Below are 25,851 nucleotides of genomic sequence, written 5' to 3'. Positions count from 1 at the left end.
CTCGTCGATGGTCTTGTTGTTCTAGGCAGTCACTGAAAAGGTGCTGATCAGAAAATCAGCACATAGGTCTTACGCACCGTTTCTTGTATGTCCCAGATGCCGACGGTGTTGGCCGGCATCATCAGCGCGTCGCCGGCGCGGATCTCGATAGGCTCGCCACCGTCAGGCGTGAAGGTGCAGCGCCCAGCCACGAAGTGACAGAACTCCTGCTGCACGATCTGCCGGCGCCAACGCCCTGGGGTGCATTCCCAGACACCGGTCTCAACACCGTCACTGCGCTCGACACTGGTGGTCGAGGCGACCGCCACCGGCTCGCCCAGCGGGACGGCGACAGGATTGGACGTATCCAGGACGACGTTGGGGGTGTCACGAAAATGGGTAATGTTCATGGGGACTCCAGATAAAGGAACGGCTGGCATTCGCTCAGCCCATCAGGCTTTCCATACGCGCAGCCACCGCCTGCGCTAGACGGCGTCGCCAGGCTGGGCTGCGCGGGTTGGCGAGTACTTCGTCCTCGTGAACGAAACTGCGGATGATTGCGTTGTAACCGAGCCAGCGGCAGGGTTCGGGCTCCCAGCGAGGCAAACGGGAAACCGGACTGTCACTCAGCACCCAGGGCTGGCGTAGCAGTTCGCTGTCGCGCCCCAGAATCAAATCGGCCAGGGTGCGTCCGCCAAGGTTGCTGGCGCCTACACCCTCGCCGCCGTAGCCGCCAGACAACGCGATGCGGTTGCGTGAGTCACGCAGCATATGCGGCTGAAAGCGCCGCGCCATGCCCAGATTGCCGCCCCAGGAGTGGCTGAAGCGTGCGCTGCGCAGTTGCGGGAAGATTTCCCCCATCAAATAGCGGCGCAGGCCCAGTTCTTCTTCAGTGAGGTTGAAATCGCTGCGCAGACGTCCACCAAAGCGATAACCGCCGCGTGCGCCGAAGATCAGACGATCATCGAAGCTGCGCTGGCCATAGGTCACTTGGCGGCTGAATTCGCTGAACGCCTGCCCGCGCTCCAGGCCAATACCAGCCCAGACATCCGCCGGTAGCGGCTCGGTGGCCACGATCAGGCTCTGCACCGGCAACTGGTGATTGCCCAGCGGCGACAAGGTGGCCGCATAACCCTCGATGGCCGGCACTACCCAATCAGCCGTGACGCGAGCCTGTGCCGTGCGCACCTGGCCTGGCTGCCAGTCGATCACCGGGCTGCGCTCGTAGAGCTCGACGCCCATGTCTTCAACGCTACGTGCCAGACCCCGGACCAGTTTGGCAGGCTGAACGGTCGCGCAATGCGGGCTGTACAGCGCACCAAAGGCATTGGCGACACGCAGTTGCGCGGCCAGCTCGCTGGGCGACAGCCAGCGGTAATCGTCTTCACCGAGGCCTAGCTCGCGCAAGTGCTCGAGGTAATCGCGCAGGCGTACCTCCTGCTCCGGATAGCGCGCGGCGCAATACAGCACGCCGCCCTTACGCAGGTCACAGTCGATGCCTTCGCGGGCCACCACCTCGGCTACTTCGTCGGGAATACCGTGCAGCAGATCGAAGGATGCCTTGCGCGCGGCAGACGGCCGAGCGGCCAGCAAACGATCCTCACCGAGCAGGTTCCCCATCAGCCAGCCGCCGTTACGCCCGGAAGCGCCGAAACCGGCCGTCTCCGCCTCTAAAATCACGACGCGCAGTTGCGGGGCATACCGTTTGAGGTAATAGGCCGTCCACAACCCGGTATAGCCGGCGCCGATGATAGCTATGTCCGCCTGAATATCTTCCTGCAGGCTGGGCCGCGCCTGCAGCGGATCATCGAGCTGATCCATCCACAGACTGATGTTGCGCCAGTTCATCCACGCCTCCGTCATCGGTTGATAACGCAAGGCTAGTAGTGGCAATCAGGCGCTGTCTTGCGTGCGTGCCCGCGAGGAAATTTCCTTGAGATAGGCTTTCGGCGACAGCCCGGTGTGGCGCTTGAAACAGCTATAGAACGCCGACAAGGAATTGAAACCTGCGGCAAAGGCCAGCTCGTCGATGCGCTTCAGATCACTGCCGACCTGCAGCCCCTCGAGCAGGTACTACAGACGAGCGCAATTGACGTAGCGATAGAAGCTTTCGCCAAGCACCTGGTTGAGCAGATGGGAAATCTGGTTGCGGCTGTAACCGGTCGCCGCTGCCACCTGCTGCAGGTCCAGCTCCGGGTCGAGAAAAGGCTGACTGCGCTGGAAATAATCCTGAAGATCCTGCGCCAGTTGCCCGAGCTGACGCGTCGACAGCCCCAGGCGGCTGATCGCCGGACGCGAGGTGGCGGTTTCGCCAGCGCCACGAATCTCGTGCACCAGGGTGGCGTATTCGTTGATGCGCCAGATCAGCCCGTCACGCACGGTGATGGCCTCGCCGGTGCGAAACGACACCAGCCCTTCCCCGCCCTGCAGGCTGGTGCGGTACTGGATGAAGGCGGTATGACCATCGGTGCGAATACGATCAACGTGCTCCAGCAACTCGCCTGGACGGCGCGGCAGGTTGGCCTCGACGTACTCGCGCAACTCGGCCAGACGCATGCAACGCTGCTGATAGAAATCGTTGTATTCGATATCGGGGTGATACAGCGCCATCACCGCTTCGAGGTCACGATGCTTCCAGCTCAGGTGGTAACGCAAGATGGTTTCACGGGTGCGCTCGGTCTGCGCGGCATCGTCGGCAAAAAGGTCGTCAGGCATGGTAGGCGTCGTTGGTCAGGCACGGGCAGATTGCCTGATTCGCCGAAGCCAGCCTAGCCCCTCGTGCCGCCTGGCCGGTTGCGGACTATGCTTGCAGGATCGAAGGAGAGACCGATTATGACTGATCAGGACAAAGACCCCCAGGCCCCTCTGACGCTACGCGAGATGCTACAGAGCGTGCTGGCGGCAGCGCTCGGCGTACAGAGCGGCAAGAACCGCAGCCGCGACTTCAGCCGCGGCAAGCCCACCCACTTCATTCTGCTCGGGGTACTTTTCACTGCCCTGTTCGTGGTCGTGCTGCTGGGCGCGGTAAAACTGATCCTGCACCTGGCGACCGGCTGATCCGTCTAGCCCTCGGGCGTCATCAATGGATATCGGCACAGCGCAGCGGCGGATGAAAAAAGGCCGACTGCCAATGCGCGCCGGCCTTCGTGCTCACTGCCCGCTAACCCAGAAAACCGCCGTGCCTACAGCAAGCAGAATCAGGCAGAAGATCGCCCAGGCGTCGATGACGCTGTCGGAATTGTCCCAATCGGTGTGTTCGCTCATGGCTCCCCCTCTTCTTTGTATTGTGGGTGACGCACACTGCATTTAAGACCAGCCTCGGCCTTCGCTCAAACCATCTGGTTATGCTCTGAGACAGTCTTATTCCTTAAAGCTAGGTTTATATATTCAAACATCACTTTTACGCATAAACCTGAGCTGGTATCGTGCCCCGGCTCCTAGGGGAGTGCGCGGCCGTGCGCGCTGATTTGCAGTAAGTAGCCTGAAAACAGGACCCTTCATGTACGTATATGACCAGTACGATCAAAAGATCGTCGAGGATCGCGTCAAGCAGTTCCGCGATCAAACCCGTCGCTACCTCTCCGGAGAGCTGAGCGGCGAGGAATTCCGCCCGCTGCGCCTGCAAAACGGCCTGTATATCCAGCGTTACGCGCCCATGCTGCGCGTCGCCGTACCCTACGGCCTGCTGTCGTCCGCGCAGGTTCGCGTGCTGGCGCGCATCGCCCGCGACTATGACAAGGGCTACGCCCACATCAGCACCCGCCAGAACGTCCAATACAACTGGCCGGAGCTGGAAGACGTGCCGGAGATTCTCGCCGAGCTGGCCACCGTGCAGATGCACGCCATCCAGACCAGCGGCAACTGCATCCGCAACACCACTACCGACCAGTTCGCCGGTGTGGCCAAGGACGAGATCGTCGATCCGCGCCCCTGGTGCGAAATCATCCGCCAGTGGTCGACCTTCCACCCCGAGTTCAGCCACCTGCCGCGCAAGTTCAAGATCGCCGTCAACGGCGCCGTCAGCGACCGCGCCGCGATCGAAGTGCATGACATCGGCCTGGAAGCGGTGCAGAACGAAGCCGGCGAGCTGGGCTTCCGTGTTTCCGTCGGCGGCGGCCTGGGCCGTACCCCGATCGTCGGCAGCTTCATCAATGAATTCCTGCCGTGGCAACACCTGATTTCCTACCTCGACGCCATCCTGCGTGTATACAACCGCTATGGCCGTCGCGACAACAAGTACAAGGCGCGCATCAAGATCCTGGTCAAGGCGCTGACCCCCGAGGTGTTCGCCGAGCGCGTGAACGCCGAATGGGCGCACCTGAAGGATGGCCCCAGCACCCTGACCGAGGCCGAAGTCGCCCGCGTTGCCGCGCATTTCATCGATCCGGCCTACCAGGCCCTGAACGACGAAGACGCCCTGCTCGCCCAGCAGGACGCCGAGCACCCGGGCTTCGCCCGTTGGCGCCAGCGCAACACCTTCGCCCACAAGAAGCCTGGTTACGTTGCCGTGACCCTGTCGCTCAAGCCCACCGGCGTGGCGCCGGGCGACGTCACCGACAAGCAGCTCGACGCCATCGCCGATCTGGCCGACCGCTATTGCTTCGGTGAAGTGCGCAACAGCCACAACCAGAACATCATCCTCGCCGACGTCGAGCAGCGTCAGTTGTTGACCCTGTGGAACGAGCTGCGCGAACAAGGCTTCGCCACGCCGAACGTGGGCCTTTTGACCGACATCATTTGCTGCCCGGGCGGCGACTTCTGCTCGCTGGCCAATGCCAAGTCGATTCCGGTGGCCGAAGCCATCCAGCGTCGCTTCGACGATCTCGACTACCTGTTCGACATCGGCGACATCGACCTGAACATCTCCGGCTGCATGAACGCCTGCGGTCACCACCACGTCGGCCACATCGGCATCCTCGGTGTCGACAAGAAGGGCCAGGAGTTCTATCAGGTCTCGCTCGGCGGCAGCGCCGGTCGCGAAGCCAGCCTGGCGCAAATTCTCGGCCCGTCCTTCGCTCAGGACGACATGCCGGACGTGATCGACAAGATCATCAACGTCTACGTCGAACAACGCACCGAAGAAGAAAGCTTCCTCGATACCTACCGCCGTATCGGTATCGACCCGTTCAAGGAGCGCGTCTATGCAGCGAATCATTAAGAACGGCCAGGTGGTCGATGAAACCTGGCACCTGCTGGCCAAGGACGTGACCCTGGACGTCATCCCCAATTGCGACGACATCATCGTCCCGCTGGCCCTGTGGCGCGAGCATGCCCACGCCCTCAAGGCCCGCGATGGCGGCCTTGGCGTGTGGCTGGAAGCCGGTGACGAAGTCGAGGAAATCGCCGATGACCTCGCGCACTTCCAGGTGATCGCCCTGGAGTTCCCGGCCTTCACCGATGGCCGCCACTCCTCCAGCGCCTACCTACTGCGCACCCGCTATGGCTACACCGGAGAAGTGCGCGCCATCGGCGACGTGCTGCGCGACCAGCTGTTCGCCCTGCGCCGCGTCGGCTTCGATGCCTTCGCCGTGCGTGCCGACAAGGACCCGTACGATGCGTTGAAGGCCTTCGAGGACTACAGCGAGGTGTACCAGGCTTCGGCAGACCAGCCACAACCGCTGTTCCGCCGCCGCGCCTGATCGCGGAGAAGCACCTGAAAACGCCCCGACTGGTTCGGGGCGTTTTGCTTTGCATGGACCGCTCGGCAGTTGAGTCGAACCGTACCGCGTCAGTGAAGTCGGATTCCATAAGCCCATCGCTTAGGGAGATACGCCATGAAACATGACTGGGACCTGATCGAACGCCTGCTGCACGAGGCACAGAACTCCGCCGGCAAACCCTTTGCCCCGCGTCGCTACGCCGAAGACCTGGCCGAAGAGCATGAGAGTGCCGGCGAACACGTGGACGACCTCGACCATCTGCGTGCCGAGGCCGCCCGTTACGAGTCGCGTCTGCTGCACAACGGCTTCATCGAACCGCGCCCGGAGGAAGAAGGCGGCAATGGCGAGAACTTCATCCTCACCCCGCGCGGCGCGCAATTGCTGAGCATGCTCGATAGCAGCATCCCCGGCAGCGAGCACCCGCGCGAAGTGCTCGACGAGGCTGGCGAGGCGGCGCTTACACCCGAGGTGTTCGACCGCCTAGCGCCCAAGGCGAATCTCAGCGAAAGCGGCTGACCGTCCATTGAAACGAGCTGGGCGCCCTTGCGGCATGACCCAGGTTTTCTCCGCACAAATGAAAACGCCGCGCCCTGATCAGGGGCGCGGCGTTTTTTGATCCAGCTGCAAGGCATCAGCCTTGCCGGGATCAATCCTCGCGGTAGCGACGCAGTTTCAGCGCCTTGCCGGCCACGCGGGTGTCTTTCAGCTTGCCGAGCAGACGGTCCAGACCATCTTCCGGCAGCTCGACCAGGCTGAAGGTCTCACGAATCTGAATGCGACCGATGGCGTCGCGAGCCAGGCCGCCTTCGTTGAGGATGGCGCCCAGCAGGTTCTTCGCGGCGATGCCATCACGCGTGCCCAGTGCAGTACGGCAGCGCACACGGCCTTCGGCCAGCGGCATCGGCGCACGACGCTCGCGGTATTCACCACGCTCGCCGCCACGATCATCACGCTCGCGACGCTCACGCGGCGCACCACCAACACCCGGCACCAGCGGCTGTTCGCGCTCGACGCTGGCCAGATCCAGCGCCTGGCCATTGGTGGCCTTCTTCAGCAGCGCAGCGGCGAGTGCGCGCGGGCTGCAACCGATGTCGGCAGTCAGGCGGTCGAGCAGAGCACCATGGCTGGCTTCGGCATCAGCGACCAGCGGCGCCAGGCTGCTGGTCAGTTTCTTGATGCGTGCATCGAGCACTTGCTGGGCATTCGGCAGCTTGACTTCGCCGACCTTCTGTCCGGTCACACGCTCGATCACCTGCAGCATGCGGCGCTCGCGCGGGGTGACCAGCAGCAGTGCACGGCCATCACGACCGGCGCGACCGGTACGACCGATACGGTGTACGTAGGACTCCGGATCGTACGGCATGTCGACGTTGAACACATGGGTGATACGCGGCACGTCGATACCACGGGCGGCGACGTCGGTGGCGACAACGATATCCAGACGACCATCCTTGAGCGACTCGATCACGCGCTCGCGCTGGTTCTGGGCAATGTCACCGTTCAGCGCAGCGGCCTTGAAGCCCTTGGCTTCCAGAGCGGAGGCCAGGTCCAGAGTGGCCTGCTTGGTGCGCACGAAGGCGATCAGCGCGTCGAAATCCTCGACTTCCAGCAGGCGCAGCACGGCGTTGGTCTTTTGATCGGCATGGATCATCAGGTGCGCCTGCTCGATGCGCGAGACGGTCTGAGTCTTGGCGGCGATCTTGATGTGCTGCGGCTCGCGCAGGTGCTTCTCGGCAATGGCGCGGATCGAATGCGGCAGAGTGGCGGAGAACAGCACGCTCTGGCGGCTTTCCGGCATGGCTTCGAAGATGATCTCCAGATCGTCCATGAAGCCCAGCTTGAGCATTTCGTCGGCTTCGTCGAGTACCAGGTGCTGAATGGTGGACAGCACCTTCTCGTCGCGACGCAGGTGGTCGACCAGGCGGCCCGGAGTGGCGACGATGATCTGCGCGCCCTGACGGATGGCCTTGAGCTGCGGGCCCATCGGCGCGCCGCCATAGACCGCGACGACATTAACGCCCGGCATCTGCTTGGAATAGGTTTCGAAGGCGGTGGCCACCTGCAGGGCCAGCTCGCGGGTCGGCGCCAGGATCAGCACCTGCGGCTCACGCTTGGCCGGGTCGATCTTGCTCAGCAGCGGCAGGGCGAACGCGGCGGTCTTGCCGGTGCCGGTCTGCGCCTGGCCGATCATGTCGTGGCCGGCGAGGATCACCGGAATGGCCTGCGACTGGATCGGAGACGGCTCTTCGTAACCGACGGCGGTCAGAGCGGCGAGAATATTGGGGTGAAGTCCGAGCGCGGCGAAGCCGCCGATTTCCTGGGTCATGGGTCTGCCTCAAGTGCATCCGCAAAGACCCATGTTCCAAAGCTGCGCATGCCGTGTAAGACCTTATGGGTCACCCTGGCAGCCTGGTCGGCGGGGATTTGCGAAAACGTGATGAAAGTGAATCGTCAAGGATAGTCCGCTGGGGACTGGCTGCCGGAAGTTAATTTCCCGGGCGAGTTGCACTACCTGAACGTGGCCAGTGAATTGGCCGGCGCGCATCATACCGGAAATTCCTGACCAAGGTGCTGTTTTTTATGTCCTGCGCCTTCCTGGGCTGCGCCCTGCCAGTGCTTCCAGGCACTTTTTGCAGGTTTCAGACCATGCGACGCGTCACGTCGCCGGGCGCAATGTCTCGATCAGCGATTGCAGCGAGTAACCCAGGCGCGGCGCCAGTTCGCCAGCGCGCGCCTGCAGACGCCCCATGTCCAGGCACTGGTCGAGGTCGGCCGGAATCAACAGCACCACGTTGCCCTCCTTCACCGGGCACTCCCAGTAGTGCCGGTGATAGAGCCCGCGCAGCAAGGCCGCACCCAGTGGCTTGCCGTCGTTGCCAGCCCATTGGTTGATGATCAGCCAGCCGCCCGGGTTGAGCTTTTCGCGGCAATGCTCGAGAAAGCGCCAAGCCAGATGACCGACGCCAGGCCCCTGGTCGGTGTACAGATCGAGGAAGATCAAGTCGGCGGTTTCCGCACTGTCGAGCAGCTCGGTGGCATCGCCGATGCGAATGGTCAGGCGCGGATCGTCGTCCAGCCCGAGGAACTCCATGGCCAGGCGCGGCACATCCGGGCGCAGCTCGATGGCCTCGACATCCTCCAATGGCAGGAACTTCAGGCAGGCCTGGGTCAGATTGCCGGCGCCAAGGCCGAGGAACAACGCGGTTTCCGGCGCATCGTGGCATAGCGCGCCAAGTAACATGGCGCGGGTGTAGTCGTATTCGAGCCAAGCGGGATCGCCCTGGAACACGCAGCTCTGCTCGATGGCATCACCGAACTCCAGGAAGCGGTAGGCACCGATCTGCACCACGCGAATTACCCCGAAGGCATCGTGCACTTCGGCCAGCAGAACCTCGTCCTGCAACTCGTCGTCTGGCGGCAACCCTGGCATCGATACCTCTCCACAAACATATCCCACAGCATAGAAGCCGGGCTAAAGCGCCGATTGTCATTGAAGAAACGGCCCGGGGTCACGTGATAATTCGACGTCGGCCGCATGGCTGCGGTTATTGCAATCCTGATCCGCCCGTATACCGGTACGCACCGAAGCCATCATCGGCTCCGATCAGGGCATTCCTAACCCGAGTCGATATGGCCGCAGCAGCGCGAAGCCAGTCACGTAGCAGCTCTAATCAGTTACCATGCGCCTCCGCCTGATCAATCGCTAGAGACGCAGCATGTCGCACGCCTGGAGTCCCGATAGCTGGAGGGCCAAGCCCATCCAGCAGCAGCCCGAATATCCCGATGCCGCGCACCTCGCCCGCGTCGAACAGACCCTGGCCGGCTATCCGCCGCTGGTGTTCGCTGGCGAGGCGCGCGAGCTGCGCCGCCAGTTCGCCGAAGTGACTCAGGGCCGCGCGTTCTTACTGCAGGGCGGCGACTGCGCCGAAAGCTTCACCGAGTTTTCCGCCGCGAAGATTCGCGACACCTTCAAGGTGCTCCTGCAAATGGCCATTGTCATGACCTTCGCCGCCGGTTGCCCGGTGGTCAAGGTCGGGCGCATGGCCGGCCAGTTCGCCAAGCCGCGCTCGTCCGGCAGCGAAACCATCGACGGCATCACCCTGCCCGCCTACCGCGGCGATATCGTCAACGGCATTGGCTTCGACGCCGCCAGCCGCGCGCCCGACCCGGAGCGCCTGCTACAGGCCTATCACCAGGCCACTGCCAGCCTCAACCTGCTGCGCGCCTTCGCTCAGGGCGGTTTCGCCGATGTGCACCAGGTGCACCAGTGGAACCTCGACTTCATCGCCAATTCGGCGCTGGCCGAGAAGTACCACCAGCTCGCCAATCGCATCGACGAAACCCTGGCATTCATGCGCGCGGTCGGCATGGACAGCGCGCCACAGCTGCGCGAAGTGAGCTTTTTCACCGCCCATGAGGCGCTGCTGCTGAACTACGAGGAGGCCTTCGTACGCCGCGACAGCCTCACCGGCCGCTGGTACGACTGCTCCGCGCACATGCTGTGGATCGGCGACCGCACCCGCCAGTTGGACGGCGCGCACGTCGAATTCATGCGCGGCATCGAGAACCCCATCGGCGTCAAGGTCGGCCCGAGCATGGACCCGGACGAGCTGATTCGCCTGATCGATACGCTCAACCCGGACAACGATCCGGGTCGCCTGAACCTGATCGTGCGCATGGGCGCCGACAAGGTCGAAGCGCACTTCCCGCGCCTGCTGCGCAAGATCAAGGAGGAAGGCCGCGAGGTGCTGTGGAGCTCCGACCCGATGCACGGCAACACCATCAAGGCCAGCAGCGGCTACAAGACCCGCGACTTCGCGCAGATCCTCGCCGAGGTTCGACAGTTCTTTGCCGTGCATCAGGCCGAGGGCACCTACGCCGGCGGCATCCATATAGAAATGACCGGACAGAACGTCACCGAGTGCATCGGTGGCTCGCGCCCGATCACCGAAGACGGGCTGTCCGACCGTTACCACACTCACTGCGACCCGCGCATGAATGCCGACCAGTCCCTGGAGCTGGCCTTCATGATCGCCGAGACACTCAAGCAGGTACGCCGCTGACCCGCTGCGCCCTGGCTGCTGGCCAGGGCGCGAACCGGCTCGCACTTCTTACGCTATCCGGCATAATGCCGCCCCCAACGCGAGCACCGTGCAGGTGCCGAAGATGCTACCCAGCCGGAAAGGACTCGCGGCCAACACCCCCAACAAGGACGATGATCCATGCAACTGCGCACCACCCTCTCCGCTTTCGCCCTCTCCAGCGCCGCTCTGCTGGCCGGCTGCCAGAACATGTCCCCTGACGCCATGCTGCAATCCGGTCTGATGGCCGTGCAGGCCGCAACCCTCAGCGACGCCGAAGTGCGCAGCATGTCCGACCAGGCCTGCGCCGAGATGGACGCCGAAGCCAACATTGCCAGCCCGAACAGCCCGTACAGCAAGCGCCTGGACAAGATTGCCAACAACCTCGGCCACGAGATCAACGGCACGCCGATCACCTACAAGGTTTACCAGGCCGATGAAGTCAACGCCTGGGCCATGGCCAACGGCTGCGTACGCGTCTACAGCGGCCTGATGGACCTGATGACCGACAACGAAGTGGAAGGCGTACTCGGCCACGAGATCGGCCACGTCGCCCTCGGCCACAGCAAGAAGGCCATGCAGACCGCCTACGCCACCACCGCCGCGCGCAATGCTGCAGCCGCTTCGGGCAATGCCTCCGTCGCGGCCCTGTCCGCCTCGCAACTCGGCGCCCTGGGCGAACAACTGATCAACGCGCAGTTTTCACAGAGCCAGGAAAACGCCGCCGACAACTTCTCCTTCGACCTGCTGACCCAGCGCAACATCCCGCGCGAAGGTTTGGTTACCGCGTTCGAGAAGCTGGCCAAGCTGGGCGGCGGCGAAAGCAGCATGTTTTCCTCGCACCCGGGCTCCAGCGACCGCGCCAGCAACATGCGCACCCGCCTGGCCGCCAAGTAAGCGCGAAGCCCTTCAAGCTTGTCGCCAGTACGTACCGTTATAGTGAGTCATCTGGATTGTAAAAGCTTCGCGGACGAGTCCGCTCCCACACAGTGAACCGTGCCAGCCCAGCGGCTGCCAAGAAGCACCTTCAGTGGGAGCGGGCTTGCCCGCGAAGCTCTTTGACTCACGAACAACACCCGGCATTGCTCTGTGCAACCCTGCATAGCATCCACGGCGTTGTCCTTAACTGAACGGCTGGCTGTTCCATCGAGGAATTCTCATGCAAAGCCTGCATAAACTGCTGATGCCGGTGCTATTGGCCCTGCCACTCAGCACCTGGGCCGACTACGAGCAGCAGTATCAGGCCTGCCTGGACGCCAGCGGGATGATCAACAATGCCAGCGTCGCCGGCTGCGCCGAGGGCGTATCGGAAACGGTAAAGAAGGAGATGAACCGCATCTACCAGCAGTTGTTCCTGAAACTGCAACAAAGCGCGCCGGAAGATGCCGAGCAACTGCAAGCGACGCAGAAGGCCTGGCTGATTTACCGCAATGGCCAATGCGATCTGCAGGGCAAGCACGTCGGCTCGCCGATGTACTACACCTGCCCGATGGAACTGAACATCCAGCGCGTCGAGGAGCTGAAATTTCTGCTGGAGAACGGCGGCTAGCCCAGCAGTCCGCGCAGATTGACACTCGGCGCCAACCACACCTCATCCAAGCCCAGCCAGTGCGCCAGCGCACGCAGTGAATCGCCTAGCGCCAGGCGCGCCTCCTCGCTCAACACAGCCTCCTCCACATGCACCGCATGCACGGCTAGTCGCCCGGCCGCGCGCTCGCTGCGCAGGTCCACCCGCGCCACCAGGCGTTCGTGATGCAGAAACGGCAGCACATAGTAGCCATACACACGCTTGGCCTGCGGGGTATAGATTTCCAGACGGTAGCGGAAGCCGAAAAGGCGCTCGGTGCGCTCGCGCTCCCAGATCAGCGAATCGAAGGGCGACAGCAAGGCGCTATGGCGCACACGCCGTGGAATCCTCGGCTCGCCCCGGCAATAGGCAGGCTGCCGCCAGCCTTGCACCGTGACAGCTCGCAACTCGCCCGCCTCCACCAGTTCGGCGATACGACGTTTGCTGTCGCCGGCATCGAGCCGGTAGTAGTCACGCAGGTCCTTCTCGGTCGCCACGCCCAGGGCATCAGCCGAGCGCAGCAACAGGCGCCGCTGCGCCTCATGCTCATCCAGCTCTGCGTGGTTGAGCTGATCGGCCGGTATCACCCGTTCCGGCAGGTCATACAAACGCTCGAAGCCGCGCCGCCCGGCAACCGTCACCTCGCCTGCGGCGAACAGCCACTCCAGCGCCGTCTTTTCCGCGCTCCAGTCCCACCAGGGGCCGGCCCTCTCCGTACGGGTGCTGAGGCTGCCGGCCCCGAGAGCGCCGCGTTCACGCACGGCCTGCAATACGGCAGTGATCACCTCGCGTTGCTCAACACCGAATTTTGCCAATTGCCGGTAGATGCCCTGGCGTCGGCGGCCCTGCGCATGCGCCAGCGCAGCAGCGGGTAGAGATCCAGCGGCAACAATGAGGCTTCATGCCCCCAGTACTCGAACAGACGTCGGCGCCGCGCCCGACCCCAGGCCAGTTCGTCGAGATGTTCGGCCTGGTAATGGCCAAGGCGGGAAAACGCCGGCACATAATGCGAGCGCACCAGGGCGTCGACCGAATCGATCTGCAGCACGCCGAGACGCTCGATCTGCGCCTGCAAGTGCTTATGGACGATAGCGCCACGCGGCGTACGGCCAAAGCCCTGCGCAGCCAAGGCCAGGCGCCGTGCTTCGGCCAGGGAAAGAGAGTCTGTCATGGCGACTCAGCCTATCAGGCCGGCGCCGCGAACGCATGGCGGAAGGTAAAGGCGTGCTCCGTAGCGCCGTGCTCGCGAACATGTGCCAGTCGCTCGGCCGCCTCGACCACGCTCGGGCGATGATCGGCCGGCACCCACCACAGCACCTGGTGCATCTGCTCGACGCGCTCGAACCATTCACGGCGGCGCTTGAGCATCTCGGTGTGCGCAGATTTGTAGACGTAATCGCTGAGCGACTGAACGTCCTGCCAGACAGACATATTGACCAAAAAATCGTCGCCAAAGGGGCGGATCGCCGTGGCGTCGCCCGCCTCGTCCTGCAAACGCCAGACGTAGCCTGGCGAGCTCTCGGCCAGGGCGTTGATGCGCTCGAGGTTGGCAACGAAATCAGCCATTTGCGGCGACTCAAGCGGCGCCGTCATCAAGGCGATGTTCAGTTGGGCCAGATGATAAGTGGACACTTCAAGCCTCCTTGCGCATGAATGATCAGGGTTGCTGCGGCACGCCACGCCTGTCGGCCAGGCGACGGCGCAGCCAGGCTTCGCTGCTGACCAGGGTGATGCCCGACAGCACCAGTACCGCGCCGATGACGAAGTTCAGGGTAAGTGGTTCGTCCAGCACCAGCACGCCAAAGGTCACACCGAACAGCGGCGTCATGAAGGAGAACACCGCCATATTCGAGGCCAGGTAGCGACGCAGCAGCCAGAACCACGCCAGATAGGTGAAGAACGACACCACCACGCCCTGGAGCACAATGCTGGCGATGGCGAGCGGTGTCCAACGCACTTGGTCAAGGTCGACTACCGCCAGCGCGTAGCCGAGCAGCAGCACGAAAGCCACTGCCAGCTGATAGAACAGCGTCAGCCCGGCCGGCGCCTCGGACAGGCGAGAACCCCGCACCACCACCGTGGTGGCGCCCCAGGCCATACCAGCGCACAGCCCCAGCGCGTCACCGAGCAGGATGCCGGCATCGATCTCCGCCCAGCTGCCGCCGACACCGAAAGCCATTACCACACCGCCGAAGCACAGCGCGATACCCAACCATTGCAAGCGTCGCAGGCGCTCGCTGGGCAGCAGCAGGTGCAGCCCCAGCGCCGAGAAGATCGGCGCTGTATACAGAAACACCGCCATATGCGAGGCCGTGGTATGACGCAGGCCCAAGGCGATGAAGAAGAACTCCAGCGCGAACAGCACACCCGCCAGCACGCCGGCCAGCCAGGTAGAACTCAGCCATTCACGCCAACCGCCCTGCCACAGCAGCAGCATGCCGACCAGTAAGGCCGCGATGCCGGAACGCAGCGCCACCTGCAGCATGGGCGCAACATCGTCGGCAGCCAGCTTGATCGCCACCTGCTGGCTGCCCCAGATGGCGCACAGCAACAGCATCAGCTGGAACAGAAAAGTGTCGGCGCCTTTGCGTACCGCGGTCATTCAACAACTCCAGTATTGCCACTCATTTTTTCAACGGATCATCCCAGAACGGTCACTCCGCCTCCTGCAACGCATCGGCTCGGGACAAGCCCAGATCCTTTAACGCCATGTCGCCCAATTGGGCCAACTGCTGCCGCTCACGAGCCAGTTGGCGCCAGCGCCGCAGCATACGCCAAACACTGGTCAATGACGGCAGTCGTTCAAAGTGGATGGCCTGCGCCAGCGCGTAACCTTTTTGACCTTTCATCTTCTCGCCCTCCCTGTGGGGTTGGCGTCAGTGTCAGCCCGAGCTTATGATCAATCCAACGAATGTTTCTTATGCAATCCATCTCGAGGATTGATGAATGGCTTACCATCCCAGTATCGATACCGAACTGCTGCGCAGCTTCGTGGCCATCGCCGACACCGGCGGCTTTACCCGCGCCGCGGAAACGGTCAATCGCACCCAGTCGGCCGTGAGCATGCAGATGAAGCGGCTGGAGGGAAGATGTGGTGCAGCGCCCGCTGTTCGAGCGCGACGGCCGCCAGGTGCGGCTGACACCTGAAGGCCAGGTGCTGCTGGGCTATGCGCGGCGCATCCTCAAACTGCATGGCGAGGTACTCAATACTCTGCGCGAGCCACATATGGTCGGCGCCGTGCGCATCGGTACGCCGGACGACTACGTGATGCGCTTTTTGCCGGAGATTCTCTCGCGCTTCGCTCAGGCCTATCCGCTGGTTCAGGTCGAGGTTCATTGCGAACCGTCCGGCCAGTTGCTGCTGCGCCAGGATCTCGACCTGACCATCGTCACTCGCCAGCCCGGCATGGAGATCGGCCAACTGCTGCGCCAGGAGCGCTTCGCCTGGGCCGTGGCCCAGGGTTTCGCGCCACACGAACAGAACCCCATGCCGCTGGCCATGTTCAACGCCGACTGTTTCTGCCGCGAGTGGGCTTGTAACGCGCTGGATGCGATGCACCGGCCCTATCGCATCGCCTACACCAGCCCGAGCCTGTCGGCGATCTTCGCCGTGGTGCGCGCCGGCCTGGCCGTCACCGCGCAACTGCAAAGCCTGATCACCCCGGACCTGCGCATCCTCGGCGAAGCCGAAGGTCTGCCATTGCTGCCGCTGACCAGCATCGTGCTGCTACGCAACGAGAGCAGCCAGTCACCCGTCACCGAATGCCTGGCCGATCACATCGTCGAAGGTTTCCGTTTATAGGCTGCCGCCTGACTCCAGCGCGAGCATCAGCGCACAAAGCAGCAGGAAGCCGCAGAACAGGCTGCGCAGCAGGCGCTCAGGCAGCGAGTGTGCCAAACGCACGCCCCAGCTGATACTGAGCAGTCCACCGACAGCCAGCGGCACGCCCATCCACCAATTGACGTGGTCATGCAACGCGTAAGTGAACAGCGTGACCCCAGTACTGGGCAGCGCCAGCGACAGCGATAGCCCCTGCGCCACCACTTGGGTGGTGCCGAACACGCTGGTCAACACCGGCGTCGCCACTACCGCGCCGCCTACACCAAACAGGCCGCCCATGGCACCGGACACCCCGCCCAGCACGCCAAACCAGCCCCAGTGGTGACGCAGCTCGCCGCTGGCCGCCGCCTGGGCCATCAGCATGCGCAACAGGTTGTACGCCGCCAGCGCCAGCAGGAAACCGACGAAGGCCCAGCGCATGGTGCGCGAATCCACCTCCACCGCATATAACGAGGCCAGCCAGGCACAGAGGAAACTGGTGACGCCCAGCAGCAGTGCATGCCGCAGGTTGATGCGATTGCGCTGGTGATAGCGCCAGATCGCCAACATCACATTCGGCACCACCATGACCAGCGCGGTGCCCTGCGCCAGTTGCTGATCCAGCCCGAAGACAATGCCCAGCACCGGAATGGCGATCAGGCCGCCGCCGATTCCGAACAGGCCGCCCAGGGTTCCCAGGCCCAGGCCCAGCAACAGATTCAGCAACAGGTCGAACAGATTCATGAGACCTCCAGATAGTGCGCGCATGTTACTTAGTGACGGCTAGCGCGGAAACGCACAACAACGCAAAATGGCTTTGCCGATTAAGCACAAGCAAGCGCCATGAACCCCGATGCCCTGACCGATCAGCTGGAACTGTTTCTCGACGTACTGGAAACCGGCAGTTTCTCTGCCGCTGCCAGGCGCCATCCGCTCACGCCCTCGGCAGTTGCCCGGCGCATCGACGCACTGGAGCGCGCGATGGGCAGCAGTCTGTTCAGCCGTACCACCCACGCCGTACGGGTGACGCCGGCGGGCCTGGCGTTCGCCGAACGTGCCCGGCGCATTCTCGCCGAGCTGCACCTGGCGCGTGCCGAGGTGGTATCGCTGACCAGCGCGCCGGAAGGTCTGATTCGCATCGACGCGCCCTCACCCTTTGGCCGTCGTCATCTCGCCCCGGCGATTGCCGATTTCCTGCGCGCCAATCCCGGGCTGGACGTGCAACTGCGCCTGATCGACAGTTTCATCGACCTGCAGGGCGAGCACCTGGGCGAAGTGGACATCGTCGTACGCATCGGCCCGCTGCCCGACAGCCGCCTGGTCGCCACGCCGCTGGCATCGATGACCCGCATCCTCTGTGCCAGCCCGGACTACCTGCGCCGCCGCGGCATTCCGCGTAGCCCGTTAGAGCTGGAGCAACACGACGGCCTCGACTGGGACAGCCTCGCGCCGCCCTATGCCTGGCGTTTCGAGGTGGACGGTAAACTGCAGCTGTGCAAGCCCAAGCGCTTGCGCCAGACCAGCAATAACGCCGAAACCCTGCTGTTCAGCGCCCTCGCCGGCCTGGGCATCGCGCACTTGCCCACCTGGATGAGCAGCGAGCACCTGCAACGCGGCGAGCTGATCCCGCTGTTCTGCGAGCAAGGGCTGCCGGCCACCGAGCCTGTATGCATCTACGCCCTGCGCCTGGAGCGCGAAGCCAGCCCGCGCACGCGCCTGTTGCTGAGTTTTCTCAAGCAGCGCTTCGGCTTCCCGCCGCCCTGGGATCAGGCGCTGCAAGCCAGTCTCGCCACCCCACAGCAGTAAGGCTTGTGTGGGAGCGGCTTCAGCCGCGATAGCGCCCTGAAAACCAGACACAAAAAACCCGGCGCCTAGGCCGGGTTCTTCGTAGCGTTCAAGCTCAGGCCGGAGCCTGGGTGCGGCCCTTGTAGGAACCGTCACGGGTATCGATCTCGATCCAGTCGTCGATGTCGACGAACTCGGCAACCTTGATCTCGGTACCGTTGCGCAGCTTGGCAGGCTTCATCACCTTGCCGGAAGTGTCGCCACGAGCAGCGTTCTCGGTGTAGACAACCTGACGCACGATGGTGGTCGGCAGGTCGACGGAAATCACTTTGCCTTCGAAGAACACGGCTTCGCAGACGTCGGCCATGCCTTCTTCGATGAACGGCAGAACGCTTTCCAGATCTTCGGCACGCAGCTCATAGGAGTTGTACTCCGGATCCATGAACACGTAGTCCTCACCGCTGATGTAGGACAGGTTCACTTCCTTGCGCTCGAGAATCACCGGCTCCATCTTGTCGTCGGCTTTGTAGACGGTCTCGGTCTTGGAACCGTTGAGCAGGTTCTTCAGCTTCATCTTGACGATGGCGCTGTTACGACCGGACTTGGTGAACTCGGCCTTCTGGATCAGCCACGGCTGGCCATCGATCAGGGCCACGCTGTTGACTCTCATTTCTTGTGCAGTTTTCATGCGGATATCCGAAATATGCGGGAGGTACAGAAATCTAGGCCGCGTATGATAGCCAATTTCGGTAAAACTGTTCCAGCGCTGTGGCGAGGTCCGGCCGAGCGGCCTGCAAATCGCACCAGCGCTCGGCATGTTGCTGCAGCGTCGGCCATGCATCTTGCAGCTCAAGCCACGCCTGCTCCATACCGCTTCCCTCATTCCATGCACGCCAGAGGGCGGCATAAGCGGCCGATATTTCCGATGGCAGCTCAGCGCCATAAAGCGCGAGAAAAGCCTCCAGCTTATCCCAGTGCGCCCCTTCTTCCTGCGGGTAAATGTGCCAGAGCAATGGCCGACCGGCCCACTGCGCACGAATGAAGGAATCCTCGCCACGCACCGCATTGAGATCGCAGCACCACAGCAGACGGTCGTAATCGTCCTGCGCGACGAACGGCAACACGTGAATCTGCAGACTGCCACGGCGATGCTGATCACCCGGTGCCAGCTGCGCCTCCCCGAGCCAGACTTGCAGATCGCCGAGAACCTTGCCCTGCGGCACCAACAACTGGCTCGACTGCGTATCAGCTGCAAGAGCGTCGAGCCAGCCCGCCAGCCCTGCATTCTCGTAGGCGAACAGCGAAATCAGCCGCGCCCCGGCCTCACGCACCACGCCAAGCGAGCGCAAAAACGCCTGTTGCGCCGACGCATCGGCCTGAAATGCGCGGCGTCGCGTCAGCAAGTCAGCGTCACGCAGCAATCCCCCCGTGCCCGCCACGAACCCGGGAAAGAAGAAGAACTTCTGCAAACCGCCCGGCTGCGGCGACGGCAAGCCATGACAGCCCGCCACCCAGTCCTCGGCACTGAGGTATTCCAGGTTCAGCCACAGACGTCTGGAGTCGTCAGTCATCGCCTCTATATAGGAAGGCGGCAACTGACAGGCAAAAGCCTCGATCACCACATCGGCCGGCGCTACCGCCGGGAACGGCTCAGGCCACTGGCGCACCTCGACACCCGAGTGGTGCTGCCACTCGGCGCTGGTACTGGCGCCGGGGCACAAGCGCACGAACGCATCCAGCTCATCGACCCACAGGCGCACCGCATGGCCCTGCTCGGCAGCCAGTTGCCGGGCCAGCCGCCAGGTCACGCCAATATCACCGTAGTTGTCCACTACGCTGCAGAAGATGTCCCACCTGGCCACGCTGCGCCCCTTGAAGAAATGTTCGCCATTCTACCCGCCAGGCAAGAAAAAGCCCGCCAGAGGCGGGCCAAGGGGAGCGCTGGAGCAAGCGCGGGGTAAACGGGGGATCAGGCCAGCAGCGAATCACTTTCGCGGCGAACGCCGCTGCTGAGTAGCCAGACAGCCTGGCAAGCCAGCGCAGCCTCGCGGGAAGCGAACGGACCGGCCTTGGGCTGGCCATCGACCATCAGCAGCCAGCAGGCCATATGACCATCGGATCGCAGCTCGGCAGGCACGGCGCTACCAACAAGGGAAACCACATCGATACGGGACATAATGACCTCCAATCCAACTCAATCTCTGTTGGGATCAACTTTATGCCGCGGCCTCGCCAGGCAGAAATCAGTGGTTTCGATAGTGATCATGGATATTGCCAATGGATAGCCGGATGGACTGAAGCCGGCCAGACACGAGTTCAGGCGAGCCATGACGCAAGCGAATACGCGACGTGCTGACGTAGGCCGGCAGAAAGACAGCAAACAAAAGCCCCGAGGACTTTTCAGCTCTCGGGGCTTGATGTATTGCGAAAGTGGCGGTGAAGAAGATATTTGAACCCGTTTCGGTAGCGTGTCAGTCCGTGCCAAACCCGCTCATTACGGGTCTTGGACTCCCCTCACCTGCTCGATTCGTCGCTATTCGGCTCTAGATTTCGGCATCAACCTGCACGCAGCTCGTTGATCAACTCCGGGTGCCGGCCCAGGATCTTGAACAACTGCACCAGCGGTTGCGGTGCTTCCGTGCTGCCTCGCTCGTAGCGAGAAAACGCATTCGGCCCACCGCCGAACAGCTCTGCCGCTTCGCGCTGGCTCAACCGTAACTGCTTACGCACACTGCGAATCAGCTCCTGATTGCCGTCCTGGGCGTTCACCTGCTGACGAAACTCGTTCATGGCACGCATAACGCGCTCACTCTCAGTCGGCCCAGTCAGGGACTCGCCGCAGGCATCGCACCAGTCAGCCGTTACCGCAGTAATTTGGGTGGTCTGCCCCTTGTAGGTGAAGGGCATATCGCGGGTGTCGTGAACCAGTTCCGCCCCGCCGCATACTGGACATTTCATGGTCACTTCTCCTTAAAGGAAACGATCAGCAGATCGGCCACCAGCGTGAACTTCAGGTAGACCTGCCCGAATTCGGTATCGGGTCGGTAAACGTCCTGCCAGGGAGTATGATCCGCATGGGTTGTCATGCTCTTAAAAAAGTCGCGGCTGCTCAGGGCACTGATGACGGCCAGCATGTCGGCCATCTCCATACCCAGCTCAGCGCCCCCTTCAAGGGCTACGCGGGTGAAGCGATAACGCTGGTCGGCTACGGCCTGCTTCACTAGCTCAAGCTTGAAATGGGGTTTGCGCTTTTCCATGCCACACAAAATAACCTTTTAGGTTAATTTCTTCAAGGGAGCATCCATGCCAGACGACAGCCGTACACGATTGCGCAACGGATTGCTTGCTGGTGCCGCATCCAAGCCCGCAGAGCCTGCTGATCGCCATTACTTTGGCCATCTTCGTCAGCGCGTGCTGCACAAGAGATTATCCCGATGAGAAAGCCTAGGCTGCTCTGGTAACGTCGTGGCACATGCTTTTTGCCTTTCAATACTCACTTCGTCTCGGTTTAACGCAGTGTTTTTGGCAAATCGCTACATAGTCGCTGGACAAACCTCGATGCAAGCAATAGCGTCTGGCCACTAATCCTTTCTATTCCACATGCTTGGAAAAAAATGCGCCCAATCCCGCTTCACAATCCATGGCCTGAACGTCGGCGCAAGTTGCTGATGGCGTTTCTTTTGACCGTTGTAGCCATAACGTGCACTCGGCCAACTAGCTTAGTTGGATTGGCTATAGCGCTCGCAACCATCCCGCCGCTATGCCTCGCGCTTCTTTCTTTGCGCTGGTGGTGGCACCGAAAGTTTGGCGGCAGCAAATTTATGGTTTTGATTAGCTGGCTGCTTGCTATGTCTATTGTAATTGCTGCCCTTACCGTCAAGGATGTGCTATCTCCCTACATAGGTCATCACTTCAGCTAAGTATAGGAGAATTACAATTGATCAACGGAAGATCACTGAAGCAACACGACTTCCCCGTCGCCTTGGGCCTTACCCACCTGACAACCGCAGCTTTCCTACTTAGCAGTGGCGAAGCTCTTCCGTCCTGGGTCACGTCATACAGCTACTTCACGGCGCTGACGTGCATCGTCCTCTGCCTGATCTTCAAGCCTCATAAGGGATTTCTTACTGGCCTCGCCGTGGCATTCGCCACCACGGTAATGATCAGGGCAATCAACATGTCACTGGTTAGCCTCCATGGCCCTGGGGTGGACCACCTGCTTGGGCTGATGGGTGCGATAGCAGGCACAGTTGCCGCCCTGATCTACTCCAAATTCAAGCCCAGTCAAACCGCCGAGAAAGGCTTTGTCGTGGGGTCTATCGGAGCCTTGGGCGGCTACCTCCTCAGCATGTTTATTTCGTGCAACACCGTAATTTATTGCGGACCGGTTTTCTCGTGGGGCACTTACCCATAGGGCCAAGAAGAACGAAACAGCCCCCTACCCAATTGAGACTATTGTATGCCCAGCACGTTCGAACCTTCAGCCGCTGTCAGTCTTAAGCCCGCCTCTACTTCTCTCGCGGCCAACGCCTTATTGTTATTGCTTGCAGCTATCACAATTTACCTGCTTTGGGGTGACGTCAATTATTTTCTTGCAACCCAAAAAGGAACGCTTGCTAAAGCCAGCAGCGTTTCGTTCCTACATCATTTGTATCTATCAGTGATACCTCGTGAAATAGCCTACTTCAGGCTAGCCACCAGCGCACTAATTTTAGCCTTCATTATTTTTTCGTTACGAAACCATCAGGTATTTTCAATCCACACACTGCCTGTATACCTATACGGTGTCGCTCAACTTACGTTCTACATCTTGGCCATGACAGCAATACTTGAGATTCTAAATCAGGTCTCAGGCAACAAGCTATTTGACGCAGCTTATTGGTCTGGCCCAACAGCAACCTCTTTAGCCAAATCCATACTGGTTATTCTCGCAATGCACCTGATTCCGCCAGTAGCCTTCCTGACCACTTGCTATGCGGCAAGAGCTAGAGTCGTTAAACAAGCTAAAATCTAAAGCCGCCCCAAGCACTAACCCATTGGATTAAAACTACTCGCCGCAGAGCAATAGCGCGTCTTCATGCGATCACTGCTTGTCTTGCGGTCACTGTCATAGCGGGCACGCCAGGTTCTGCACTGATCGTGAAAGTGCTGTTTGGCGGCCTTGCGGCATTCTCGGTAGTCGATTGATCCGCGCCGGTGATTGGCGCAGACGCTGGTGCTGTCGATGTAGTTGTTCACCGATAGCCACTCAGCCAGGTAGTTAGTGCCGCCATTCCAGCTCTTGATCCACTTGGATGTGTGCTCGCGGTTTACCTGCCTGGTTTGGCGTTGCTGCGTTTGCTGGGGTGCCTGGGCTATGCGATGGGTTGCGGGTGGTGTGTAGGTGCTGGCCGGCTGCTTGGGCGTGTAGTTCTTGTCACTGAACGCATTTTGCGCACTGGCAATAGCTCTCGCCTTTTCTTCCTCTGTCCACTCCATCGAGGCATATGGCTGAGGCTGTGCCAATGCTTGATAATTCTGCTGCACAGTACCCGGTTCAAAAGCCTCTAAAAGACTTGCTGGCGGTTCTGGCTCGCTGTAGGGCTGTGTCGCCGGTTGCTGGCTGAACAGGGGTTTGCCGTCTACGTGTATCGCCTGCGTGAGCTGGTCAACATTGGTCACGATTGGCTTGGCAAACAGTGCGATCACGCCCCAGGTAATCGCGGAACCCACACCCAGGATGGCCACCATTCGCCATGGGCCGGGCTTTTTCTTGCTGCGTAGATAGTCTGGTGCGTCGTCCCAGTTGGATTTCATATCGCCTCCATGCTTTCAAAAACTCTAACTACCGCAGATAGCACTCATAAACGGTGTTGAAATCGCGTGCACTCCGCCAGCAACAGTCACAACTGCAGCTGCAAGATTTATTGCATCAACAAAGCTTTTTCCAACATCTGTTTCAGACAGTGTCTTTTTATAGGCCTCATCGTGCACCGCCCTCCCCAAGGCCATATCAATAGCATCAAGCATTTCCACACTACCTGCTATTTTATAATCATCTACAGCCATTATTATTTTTAATACAGCTCTTGACAAATACCTCTTCACCTCCTCTGAAACATTGCAGTCCAGCAATTCTTCCTGTACTTTCAAAAAAGCATTACGCACCTTGCTGAGGTCGTCATCGCTAATTTCATCAGAAGCCGTTTTACCCTCTATTAGATCGGAGGTAATGATAAGGAAATCTAACGCAGTGCTTGATATATGCCCTATAAAGCTCTCCCAGCTAGAACTTAAATTTTGCTTTTCAAATGCAGTTCTTACTGGAACAGCCCAATGCTTTTGTAAAGGCACCCTGTTGGGAAACTCCTTTTCAACAATATTCATTATTTGTTCTGGCAGCATCATTACCTTTGCCATTTTGCGCAAAAGCTCTGGACTATTTTGATCCACCCCAAGAAATTCTCCCCAAGCAAACTTGCAATTTGTTTGATTAGGTATCCTTTTCCCAACAGTCAATAATGTGTGTAGTCTTCTTGCAGGATTGATATAGTCCATACCCGTTTGCAGCCTCACATTCGTTTTTTATTTTAACCCTGCCAGCCCACTTTTATTACCGGGCGATCCAGCGCTTAGCTACTTCCTTTGTAATCGCTATCCCGCGTTTTGATTGGGCAAGTTTGAATTGGCTTGATCGTATTCGGGGCTTGTTTGTCCTGCTTCTGGCGCGACCTCGCCACTGACTACCCACAAAGCGTATTGAGGAAAGAGCTTAACGATAGCTTCGATCTCCTCTGCCTTGATTTCGCGCTTTCTGGCGGTGTTCTTCAGGTTGTTCCAGGTGTAGCGACTGATGCCAGTGCGCTCCTCCAGCTCAGGAAGCCGAATCCCGGAGCTTTTCAAAATAGTTATAACGCGCTCTTTAATCATAGCCACTTGATCTATAGTTGATATATCCAATATGGATCAACAATGACATTATCCGTTTCAACATCATCCATTTTGGATAACGCAATACTGAATCACTGGCATTGACACGAATAGTGACGGAACGAGCATGGAACTGGAAGAGCTGGAACCTTCGAAGCTGATAGGCCCGCAACAGGACGTGGAAACCGTCGAGTCCTGGGCCGACCGCAACGGCCTGACCTACGGCACCGCGCGTGCCTGGGCGATGAAAGGCGTTCTCCCCACCGTAAAGCTAGGCAAGCGCCGCATGGTCAACAGCGCCCTGCTCCGCACTTGACTGCTGGAACTGAGTGCACGCCGTATCGGGATGCGCTCAGGCAGCAATGCCTAAAAGGCCGATATGAGATCAAGCTCATTCGCACCCTGTCAGGATGCTGCGTGTACGCATCCTGGGTACGCATAGCGTAAAAATTTGGGTATCAGAAAAGCAAAAACCCCTGCAGGTTTCCCTGCAGGGGTTTTGCGAAAGTGGCGGTGAAGAAGAGATTCGAACTCTTGATACGGTTTCCCGTATACACACTTTCCAGGCGTGCTCCTTCAACCACTCGGACACTTCACCGGATCTCGACGTTTTGGCCTGTAGCCCGTCGAGGTGCGCTAATGTAGTCGAATGTTTTCCGAATGGCAAATTTTTTTAAAGGATTCATGCGCTTAAGAGCGCAGCGGGTTTTCCTCGGGGTCGTCGGCAGGCGTTTCGTCGAAACGCAGGTGGCCGAACAGCAGGAAACCCAGGGACATGAACAGCCCCGCACCGAACAGAAACAGCACACCGGCGGGGCTGCGCAGGCAGAGCGTTTCGCTGAGCGTGACCGAGCCCAGCAGTAGGCCGATCACGGCGAGGGTATAAAGGATGGAATACAGGATGTTCATGGACAGCTCCTTCGCTTCGCCGCCACCTTAATAGCCAGGCTTCGCTGCCCGCCAATTGCCATCCGGCATCGCCACGATAGGCAAAACCGCTGACCCGCCAGTCAGTCACGGCGCTTTACCGGAGCGATTGGGCTGAGTACC

Annotated in this window: 29 protein-coding genes, 1 tRNA gene and 3 pseudogenes; 13 read left to right on the top strand and 20 right to left on the bottom strand. The window is 60.7% G+C overall.

What is annotated here, in order from left to right; genetic code table 11:
- Positions 1-47: 47 nt before the first annotated feature.
- The 3 genes and pseudogenes from B3P22_RS09345 to B3P22_RS09335 form a co-directional block, all read right to left on the bottom strand.
- A complete protein-coding gene (locus B3P22_RS09345; protein WP_275545157.1) occupies positions 48-389 on the bottom strand; it encodes a cupin domain-containing protein in 342 nt (113 codons plus the stop codon).
- A gap of 34 nt (positions 390-423) precedes the next feature.
- Entirely contained in the window at positions 424-1,827 is a 1,404-nt protein-coding gene (locus tag B3P22_RS09340; RefSeq protein ID WP_296270756.1) for an NAD(P)/FAD-dependent oxidoreductase, read from the bottom strand.
- A 45-nt stretch (positions 1,828-1,872) separates the two neighbouring features.
- Positions 1,873-2,694 (bottom strand): annotated as a pseudogene (locus tag B3P22_RS09335) (helix-turn-helix domain-containing protein).
- Positions 2,695-2,811: 117 nt separating this feature from the next.
- Here B3P22_RS09335 and B3P22_RS09330 point away from each other — a divergent pair.
- The 4 genes from B3P22_RS09330 (at position 2,812) to B3P22_RS09315 (ending at position 6,155) form a co-directional block, all read left to right on the top strand.
- Positions 2,812-3,036, top strand: a complete 225-nt coding sequence (locus B3P22_RS09330) for a DUF2970 domain-containing protein (RefSeq protein WP_013715677.1) — start codon at positions 2,812-2,814, stop codon at positions 3,034-3,036.
- Between the two features lie 442 nt (positions 3,037-3,478).
- Complete coding sequence (locus B3P22_RS09325; protein WP_296270755.1) at positions 3,479-5,137, top strand: nitrite/sulfite reductase; 1,659 nt, start codon at positions 3,479-3,481, stop codon at positions 5,135-5,137.
- Complete coding sequence (locus B3P22_RS09320; RefSeq protein WP_296270754.1) at positions 5,121-5,618, top strand: DUF934 domain-containing protein; 498 nt, start codon at positions 5,121-5,123, stop codon at positions 5,616-5,618. Before B3P22_RS09325 ends, B3P22_RS09320 begins: the two co-directional genes overlap by 17 nt.
- A 135-nt stretch (positions 5,619-5,753) precedes the next feature.
- Positions 5,754-6,155 carry a transcriptional regulator gene (locus B3P22_RS09315; RefSeq protein WP_275545163.1) on the top strand — a complete coding sequence of 134 codons (402 nt, stop codon included), beginning with the start codon at positions 5,754-5,756 and terminating at the stop codon, positions 6,153-6,155.
- Between the two features lie 130 nt (positions 6,156-6,285).
- Here B3P22_RS09315 and B3P22_RS09310 read toward each other — a convergent pair whose 3' ends face one another.
- Positions 6,286-7,965 carry a DEAD/DEAH box helicase gene (locus B3P22_RS09310; RefSeq protein ID WP_296270753.1) on the bottom strand — a complete coding sequence of 560 codons (1,680 nt, stop codon included), beginning with the start codon at positions 7,963-7,965 and terminating at the stop codon, positions 6,286-6,288.
- A gap of 330 nt (positions 7,966-8,295) precedes the next feature.
- Positions 8,296-9,069 (bottom strand): spermidine synthase, encoded by a 774-nt coding sequence (locus B3P22_RS09305; protein ID WP_296270752.1) that lies wholly within the window; start codon positions 9,067-9,069, stop codon positions 8,296-8,298.
- A gap of 286 nt (positions 9,070-9,355) precedes the next feature.
- Here B3P22_RS09305 and B3P22_RS09300 point away from each other — a divergent pair, with 286 nt between their 5' ends.
- The 3 genes from B3P22_RS09300 to B3P22_RS09290 all read left to right on the top strand — a co-directional run bounded on the left by B3P22_RS09300 (position 9,356) and on the right by B3P22_RS09290 (position 12,269).
- The gene (locus tag B3P22_RS09300; protein WP_296270751.1) at positions 9,356-10,702 is read left to right on the top strand and encodes a class II 3-deoxy-7-phosphoheptulonate synthase; all 1,347 of its coding nucleotides are present in this window, start codon (positions 9,356-9,358) and stop codon (positions 10,700-10,702) included.
- 159 nt (positions 10,703-10,861) lie between these two features.
- Positions 10,862-11,617: a M48 family metalloprotease gene (locus tag B3P22_RS09295; RefSeq protein ID WP_296270750.1), complete on the top strand. Its 756-nt coding sequence runs from the start codon at positions 10,862-10,864 to the stop codon at positions 11,615-11,617.
- Between the two features lie 262 nt (positions 11,618-11,879).
- Positions 11,880-12,269 carry a lysozyme inhibitor LprI family protein gene (locus tag B3P22_RS09290; protein ID WP_296270749.1) on the top strand — a complete coding sequence of 130 codons (390 nt, stop codon included), beginning with the start codon at positions 11,880-11,882 and terminating at the stop codon, positions 12,267-12,269.
- Here the strand turns inward: B3P22_RS09290 and B3P22_RS09285 are convergent.
- The 4 genes and pseudogenes from B3P22_RS09285 to B3P22_RS09270 form a co-directional block, all read right to left on the bottom strand.
- Positions 12,266-13,458, bottom strand: a pseudogene (locus B3P22_RS09285) (winged helix-turn-helix domain-containing protein). The gene B3P22_RS09290 and the pseudogene B3P22_RS09285 overlap by 4 nt on opposite strands.
- Positions 13,459-13,472: 14 nt before the next feature.
- The gene (locus tag B3P22_RS09280; protein WP_296270748.1) at positions 13,473-13,919 is read right to left on the bottom strand and encodes a DUF3291 domain-containing protein; all 447 of its coding nucleotides are present in this window, start codon (positions 13,917-13,919) and stop codon (positions 13,473-13,475) included.
- 25 nt (positions 13,920-13,944) lie between these two features.
- A complete protein-coding gene (locus B3P22_RS09275) occupies positions 13,945-14,889 on the bottom strand; it encodes a DMT family transporter (RefSeq protein ID WP_296270747.1) in 945 nt (314 codons plus the stop codon).
- A gap of 52 nt (positions 14,890-14,941) precedes the next feature.
- A complete protein-coding gene (locus B3P22_RS09270) occupies positions 14,942-15,136 on the bottom strand; it encodes a DUF1127 domain-containing protein (protein ID WP_296270746.1) in 195 nt (64 codons plus the stop codon).
- A 97-nt stretch (positions 15,137-15,233) separates the two neighbouring features.
- On the opposite strand from B3P22_RS09270, the pseudogene B3P22_RS09265 reads away from it, so the two are divergent.
- Positions 15,234-16,089: pseudogene (locus B3P22_RS09265) on the top strand (LysR family transcriptional regulator).
- Here the strand turns inward: B3P22_RS09265 and B3P22_RS09260 are convergent.
- Complete coding sequence (locus B3P22_RS09260; RefSeq protein WP_296270745.1) at positions 16,084-16,851, bottom strand: sulfite exporter TauE/SafE family protein; 768 nt, start codon at positions 16,849-16,851, stop codon at positions 16,084-16,086. The pseudogene B3P22_RS09265 and the gene B3P22_RS09260 sit on opposite strands and share 6 nt — an antisense overlap.
- 99 nt (positions 16,852-16,950) lie before the next feature.
- On the opposite strand from B3P22_RS09260, the gene B3P22_RS09255 reads away from it, so the two are divergent.
- Positions 16,951-17,913 (top strand): LysR family transcriptional regulator, encoded by a 963-nt coding sequence (locus B3P22_RS09255; RefSeq protein ID WP_275545174.1) that lies wholly within the window; start codon positions 16,951-16,953, stop codon positions 17,911-17,913.
- Between the two features lie 94 nt (positions 17,914-18,007).
- Here B3P22_RS09255 and efp read toward each other — a convergent pair whose 3' ends face one another.
- From efp to B3P22_RS09230, 5 genes are all read right to left on the bottom strand, one after another.
- The gene (gene efp, locus B3P22_RS09250; RefSeq protein WP_197855771.1) at positions 18,008-18,580 is read right to left on the bottom strand and encodes an elongation factor P; all 573 of its coding nucleotides are present in this window, start codon (positions 18,578-18,580) and stop codon (positions 18,008-18,010) included.
- A gap of 34 nt (positions 18,581-18,614) precedes the next feature.
- Positions 18,615-19,754, bottom strand: coding sequence for an elongation factor P maturation arginine rhamnosyltransferase EarP (gene earP, locus B3P22_RS09245; protein ID WP_296270744.1), 1,140 nt, complete (start codon positions 19,752-19,754; stop codon positions 18,615-18,617).
- A gap of 107 nt (positions 19,755-19,861) precedes the next feature.
- Positions 19,862-20,068 carry a hypothetical protein gene (locus tag B3P22_RS09240; protein WP_275545176.1) on the bottom strand — a complete coding sequence of 69 codons (207 nt, stop codon included), beginning with the start codon at positions 20,066-20,068 and terminating at the stop codon, positions 19,862-19,864.
- A gap of 380 nt (positions 20,069-20,448) precedes the next feature.
- Positions 20,449-20,850, bottom strand: a complete 402-nt coding sequence (locus B3P22_RS09235) for a type II TA system antitoxin MqsA family protein (RefSeq protein ID WP_183894914.1) — start codon at positions 20,848-20,850, stop codon at positions 20,449-20,451.
- Positions 20,851-20,852: 2 nt separating this feature from the next.
- Positions 20,853-21,149 (bottom strand): type II toxin-antitoxin system MqsR family toxin, encoded by a 297-nt coding sequence (locus tag B3P22_RS09230; RefSeq protein WP_296270743.1) that lies wholly within the window; start codon positions 21,147-21,149, stop codon positions 20,853-20,855.
- Positions 21,150-21,506: 357 nt separating this feature from the next.
- On the opposite strand from B3P22_RS09230, the gene B3P22_RS23850 reads away from it, so the two are divergent.
- Genes B3P22_RS23850 through B3P22_RS09220 form a run of 3 tightly spaced genes read left to right on the top strand, consistent with a single transcriptional unit; the run spans position 21,507 to position 22,906 of the window.
- Positions 21,507-21,812 (top strand): DUF389 domain-containing protein, encoded by a 306-nt coding sequence (locus B3P22_RS23850; RefSeq protein ID WP_419096302.1) that lies wholly within the window; start codon positions 21,507-21,509, stop codon positions 21,810-21,812.
- Positions 21,813-21,829: 17 nt separating this feature from the next.
- Complete coding sequence (locus tag B3P22_RS09225; RefSeq protein WP_296270742.1) at positions 21,830-22,306, top strand: hypothetical protein; 477 nt, start codon at positions 21,830-21,832, stop codon at positions 22,304-22,306.
- 45 nt (positions 22,307-22,351) lie between these two features.
- Positions 22,352-22,906, top strand: coding sequence for a hypothetical protein (locus tag B3P22_RS09220; protein WP_296270741.1), 555 nt, complete (start codon positions 22,352-22,354; stop codon positions 22,904-22,906).
- Between the two features lie 14 nt (positions 22,907-22,920).
- Here the strand turns inward: B3P22_RS09220 and B3P22_RS09215 are convergent, their stop codons facing one another.
- The 3 genes from B3P22_RS09215 to B3P22_RS09205 form a co-directional block, all read right to left on the bottom strand.
- Positions 22,921-23,688, bottom strand: coding sequence for a hypothetical protein (locus tag B3P22_RS09215; protein WP_296270740.1), 768 nt, complete (start codon positions 23,686-23,688; stop codon positions 22,921-22,923).
- A 24-nt stretch (positions 23,689-23,712) separates the two neighbouring features.
- Positions 23,713-24,429 carry a hypothetical protein gene (locus tag B3P22_RS09210; protein WP_296270739.1) on the bottom strand — a complete coding sequence of 239 codons (717 nt, stop codon included), beginning with the start codon at positions 24,427-24,429 and terminating at the stop codon, positions 23,713-23,715.
- A gap of 96 nt (positions 24,430-24,525) precedes the next feature.
- Entirely contained in the window at positions 24,526-24,801 is a 276-nt protein-coding gene (locus B3P22_RS09205; RefSeq protein ID WP_071557459.1) for a helix-turn-helix domain-containing protein, read from the bottom strand.
- A 127-nt stretch (positions 24,802-24,928) separates the two neighbouring features.
- On the opposite strand from B3P22_RS09205, the gene B3P22_RS09200 reads away from it, so the two are divergent.
- The gene (locus B3P22_RS09200; protein WP_296270738.1) at positions 24,929-25,117 is read left to right on the top strand and encodes a DNA-binding protein; all 189 of its coding nucleotides are present in this window, start codon (positions 24,929-24,931) and stop codon (positions 25,115-25,117) included.
- Positions 25,118-25,309: 192 nt separating this feature from the next.
- Here the strand turns inward: B3P22_RS09200 and B3P22_RS09195 are convergent.
- Together B3P22_RS09195 and B3P22_RS09190 are read right to left on the bottom strand one after the other, a co-directional pair.
- A tRNA-Ser gene (locus B3P22_RS09195) sits at positions 25,310-25,399 on the bottom strand.
- Positions 25,400-25,491: 92 nt separating this feature from the next.
- Positions 25,492-25,710: a hypothetical protein gene (locus B3P22_RS09190; protein WP_296270737.1), complete on the bottom strand. Its 219-nt coding sequence runs from the start codon at positions 25,708-25,710 to the stop codon at positions 25,492-25,494.
- Positions 25,711-25,851 lie beyond the last annotated feature (141 nt).

This window comes from Pseudomonas sp. UBA6323, from assembly GCF_002439135.1.
GTDB lineage: Bacteria > Pseudomonadota > Gammaproteobacteria > Pseudomonadales > Pseudomonadaceae > Aquipseudomonas.
The sequence above is the reverse complement of the archived record's forward strand: the minus strand, read 5'-3'. Positions and strand labels throughout refer to the sequence as shown.

Coding starts and splice junctions, on each gene's coding strand:
- B3P22_RS09290 (WP_296270749.1), top strand. CDS start 11,880: ATGCAAAGCCTGCATAAACTGCTGATGCCGGTGCTATTGGCCCTGCCA.
- B3P22_RS09255 (WP_275545174.1), top strand. CDS start 16,951: ATGAACCCCGATGCCCTGACCGATCAGCTGGAACTGTTTCTCGACGTA.
- B3P22_RS09305 (WP_296270752.1), bottom strand. CDS start 9,069: ATGCCAGGGTTGCCGCCAGACGACGAGTTGCAGGACGAGGTTCTGCTG.
- B3P22_RS09215 (WP_296270740.1), bottom strand. CDS start 23,688: ATGAAATCCAACTGGGACGACGCACCAGACTATCTACGCAGCAAGAAA.
- B3P22_RS09220 (WP_296270741.1), top strand. CDS start 22,352: ATGCCCAGCACGTTCGAACCTTCAGCCGCTGTCAGTCTTAAGCCCGCC.
- B3P22_RS09345 (WP_275545157.1), bottom strand. CDS start 389: ATGAACATTACCCATTTTCGTGACACCCCCAACGTCGTCCTGGATACG.
- B3P22_RS09295 (WP_296270750.1), top strand. CDS start 10,862: ATGCAACTGCGCACCACCCTCTCCGCTTTCGCCCTCTCCAGCGCCGCT.
- B3P22_RS09275 (WP_296270747.1), bottom strand. CDS start 14,889: ATGACCGCGGTACGCAAAGGCGCCGACACTTTTCTGTTCCAGCTGATG.
- B3P22_RS23850 (WP_419096302.1), top strand. CDS start 21,507: ATGCGCCCAATCCCGCTTCACAATCCATGGCCTGAACGTCGGCGCAAG.
- B3P22_RS09190 (WP_296270737.1), bottom strand. CDS start 25,710: ATGAACATCCTGTATTCCATCCTTTATACCCTCGCCGTGATCGGCCTA.
- efp (WP_197855771.1), bottom strand. CDS start 18,580: ATGAAAACTGCACAAGAAATGAGAGTCAACAGCGTGGCCCTGATCGAT.
- B3P22_RS09330 (WP_013715677.1), top strand. CDS start 2,812: ATGACTGATCAGGACAAAGACCCCCAGGCCCCTCTGACGCTACGCGAG.
- B3P22_RS09325 (WP_296270755.1), top strand. CDS start 3,479: ATGTACGTATATGACCAGTACGATCAAAAGATCGTCGAGGATCGCGTC.
- B3P22_RS09260 (WP_296270745.1), bottom strand. CDS start 16,851: ATGAATCTGTTCGACCTGTTGCTGAATCTGTTGCTGGGCCTGGGCCTG.
- B3P22_RS09320 (WP_296270754.1), top strand. CDS start 5,121: ATGCAGCGAATCATTAAGAACGGCCAGGTGGTCGATGAAACCTGGCAC.
- B3P22_RS09340 (WP_296270756.1), bottom strand. CDS start 1,827: ATGAACTGGCGCAACATCAGTCTGTGGATGGATCAGCTCGATGATCCG.
- B3P22_RS09240 (WP_275545176.1), bottom strand. CDS start 20,068: ATGTCCCGTATCGATGTGGTTTCCCTTGTTGGTAGCGCCGTGCCTGCC.
- B3P22_RS09310 (WP_296270753.1), bottom strand. CDS start 7,965: ATGACCCAGGAAATCGGCGGCTTCGCCGCGCTCGGACTTCACCCCAAT.
- B3P22_RS09235 (WP_183894914.1), bottom strand. CDS start 20,850: ATGAAATGTCCAGTATGCGGCGGGGCGGAACTGGTTCACGACACCCGC.
- B3P22_RS09210 (WP_296270739.1), bottom strand. CDS start 24,429: ATGGACTATATCAATCCTGCAAGAAGACTACACACATTATTGACTGTT.
- B3P22_RS09270 (WP_296270746.1), bottom strand. CDS start 15,136: ATGAAAGGTCAAAAAGGTTACGCGCTGGCGCAGGCCATCCACTTTGAA.
- B3P22_RS09205 (WP_071557459.1), bottom strand. CDS start 24,801: ATGATTAAAGAGCGCGTTATAACTATTTTGAAAAGCTCCGGGATTCGG.
- B3P22_RS09230 (WP_296270743.1), bottom strand. CDS start 21,149: ATGGAAAAGCGCAAACCCCATTTCAAGCTTGAGCTAGTGAAGCAGGCC.
- B3P22_RS09315 (WP_275545163.1), top strand. CDS start 5,754: ATGAAACATGACTGGGACCTGATCGAACGCCTGCTGCACGAGGCACAG.
- B3P22_RS09300 (WP_296270751.1), top strand. CDS start 9,356: ATGTCGCACGCCTGGAGTCCCGATAGCTGGAGGGCCAAGCCCATCCAG.
- B3P22_RS09200 (WP_296270738.1), top strand. CDS start 24,929: ATGGAACTGGAAGAGCTGGAACCTTCGAAGCTGATAGGCCCGCAACAG.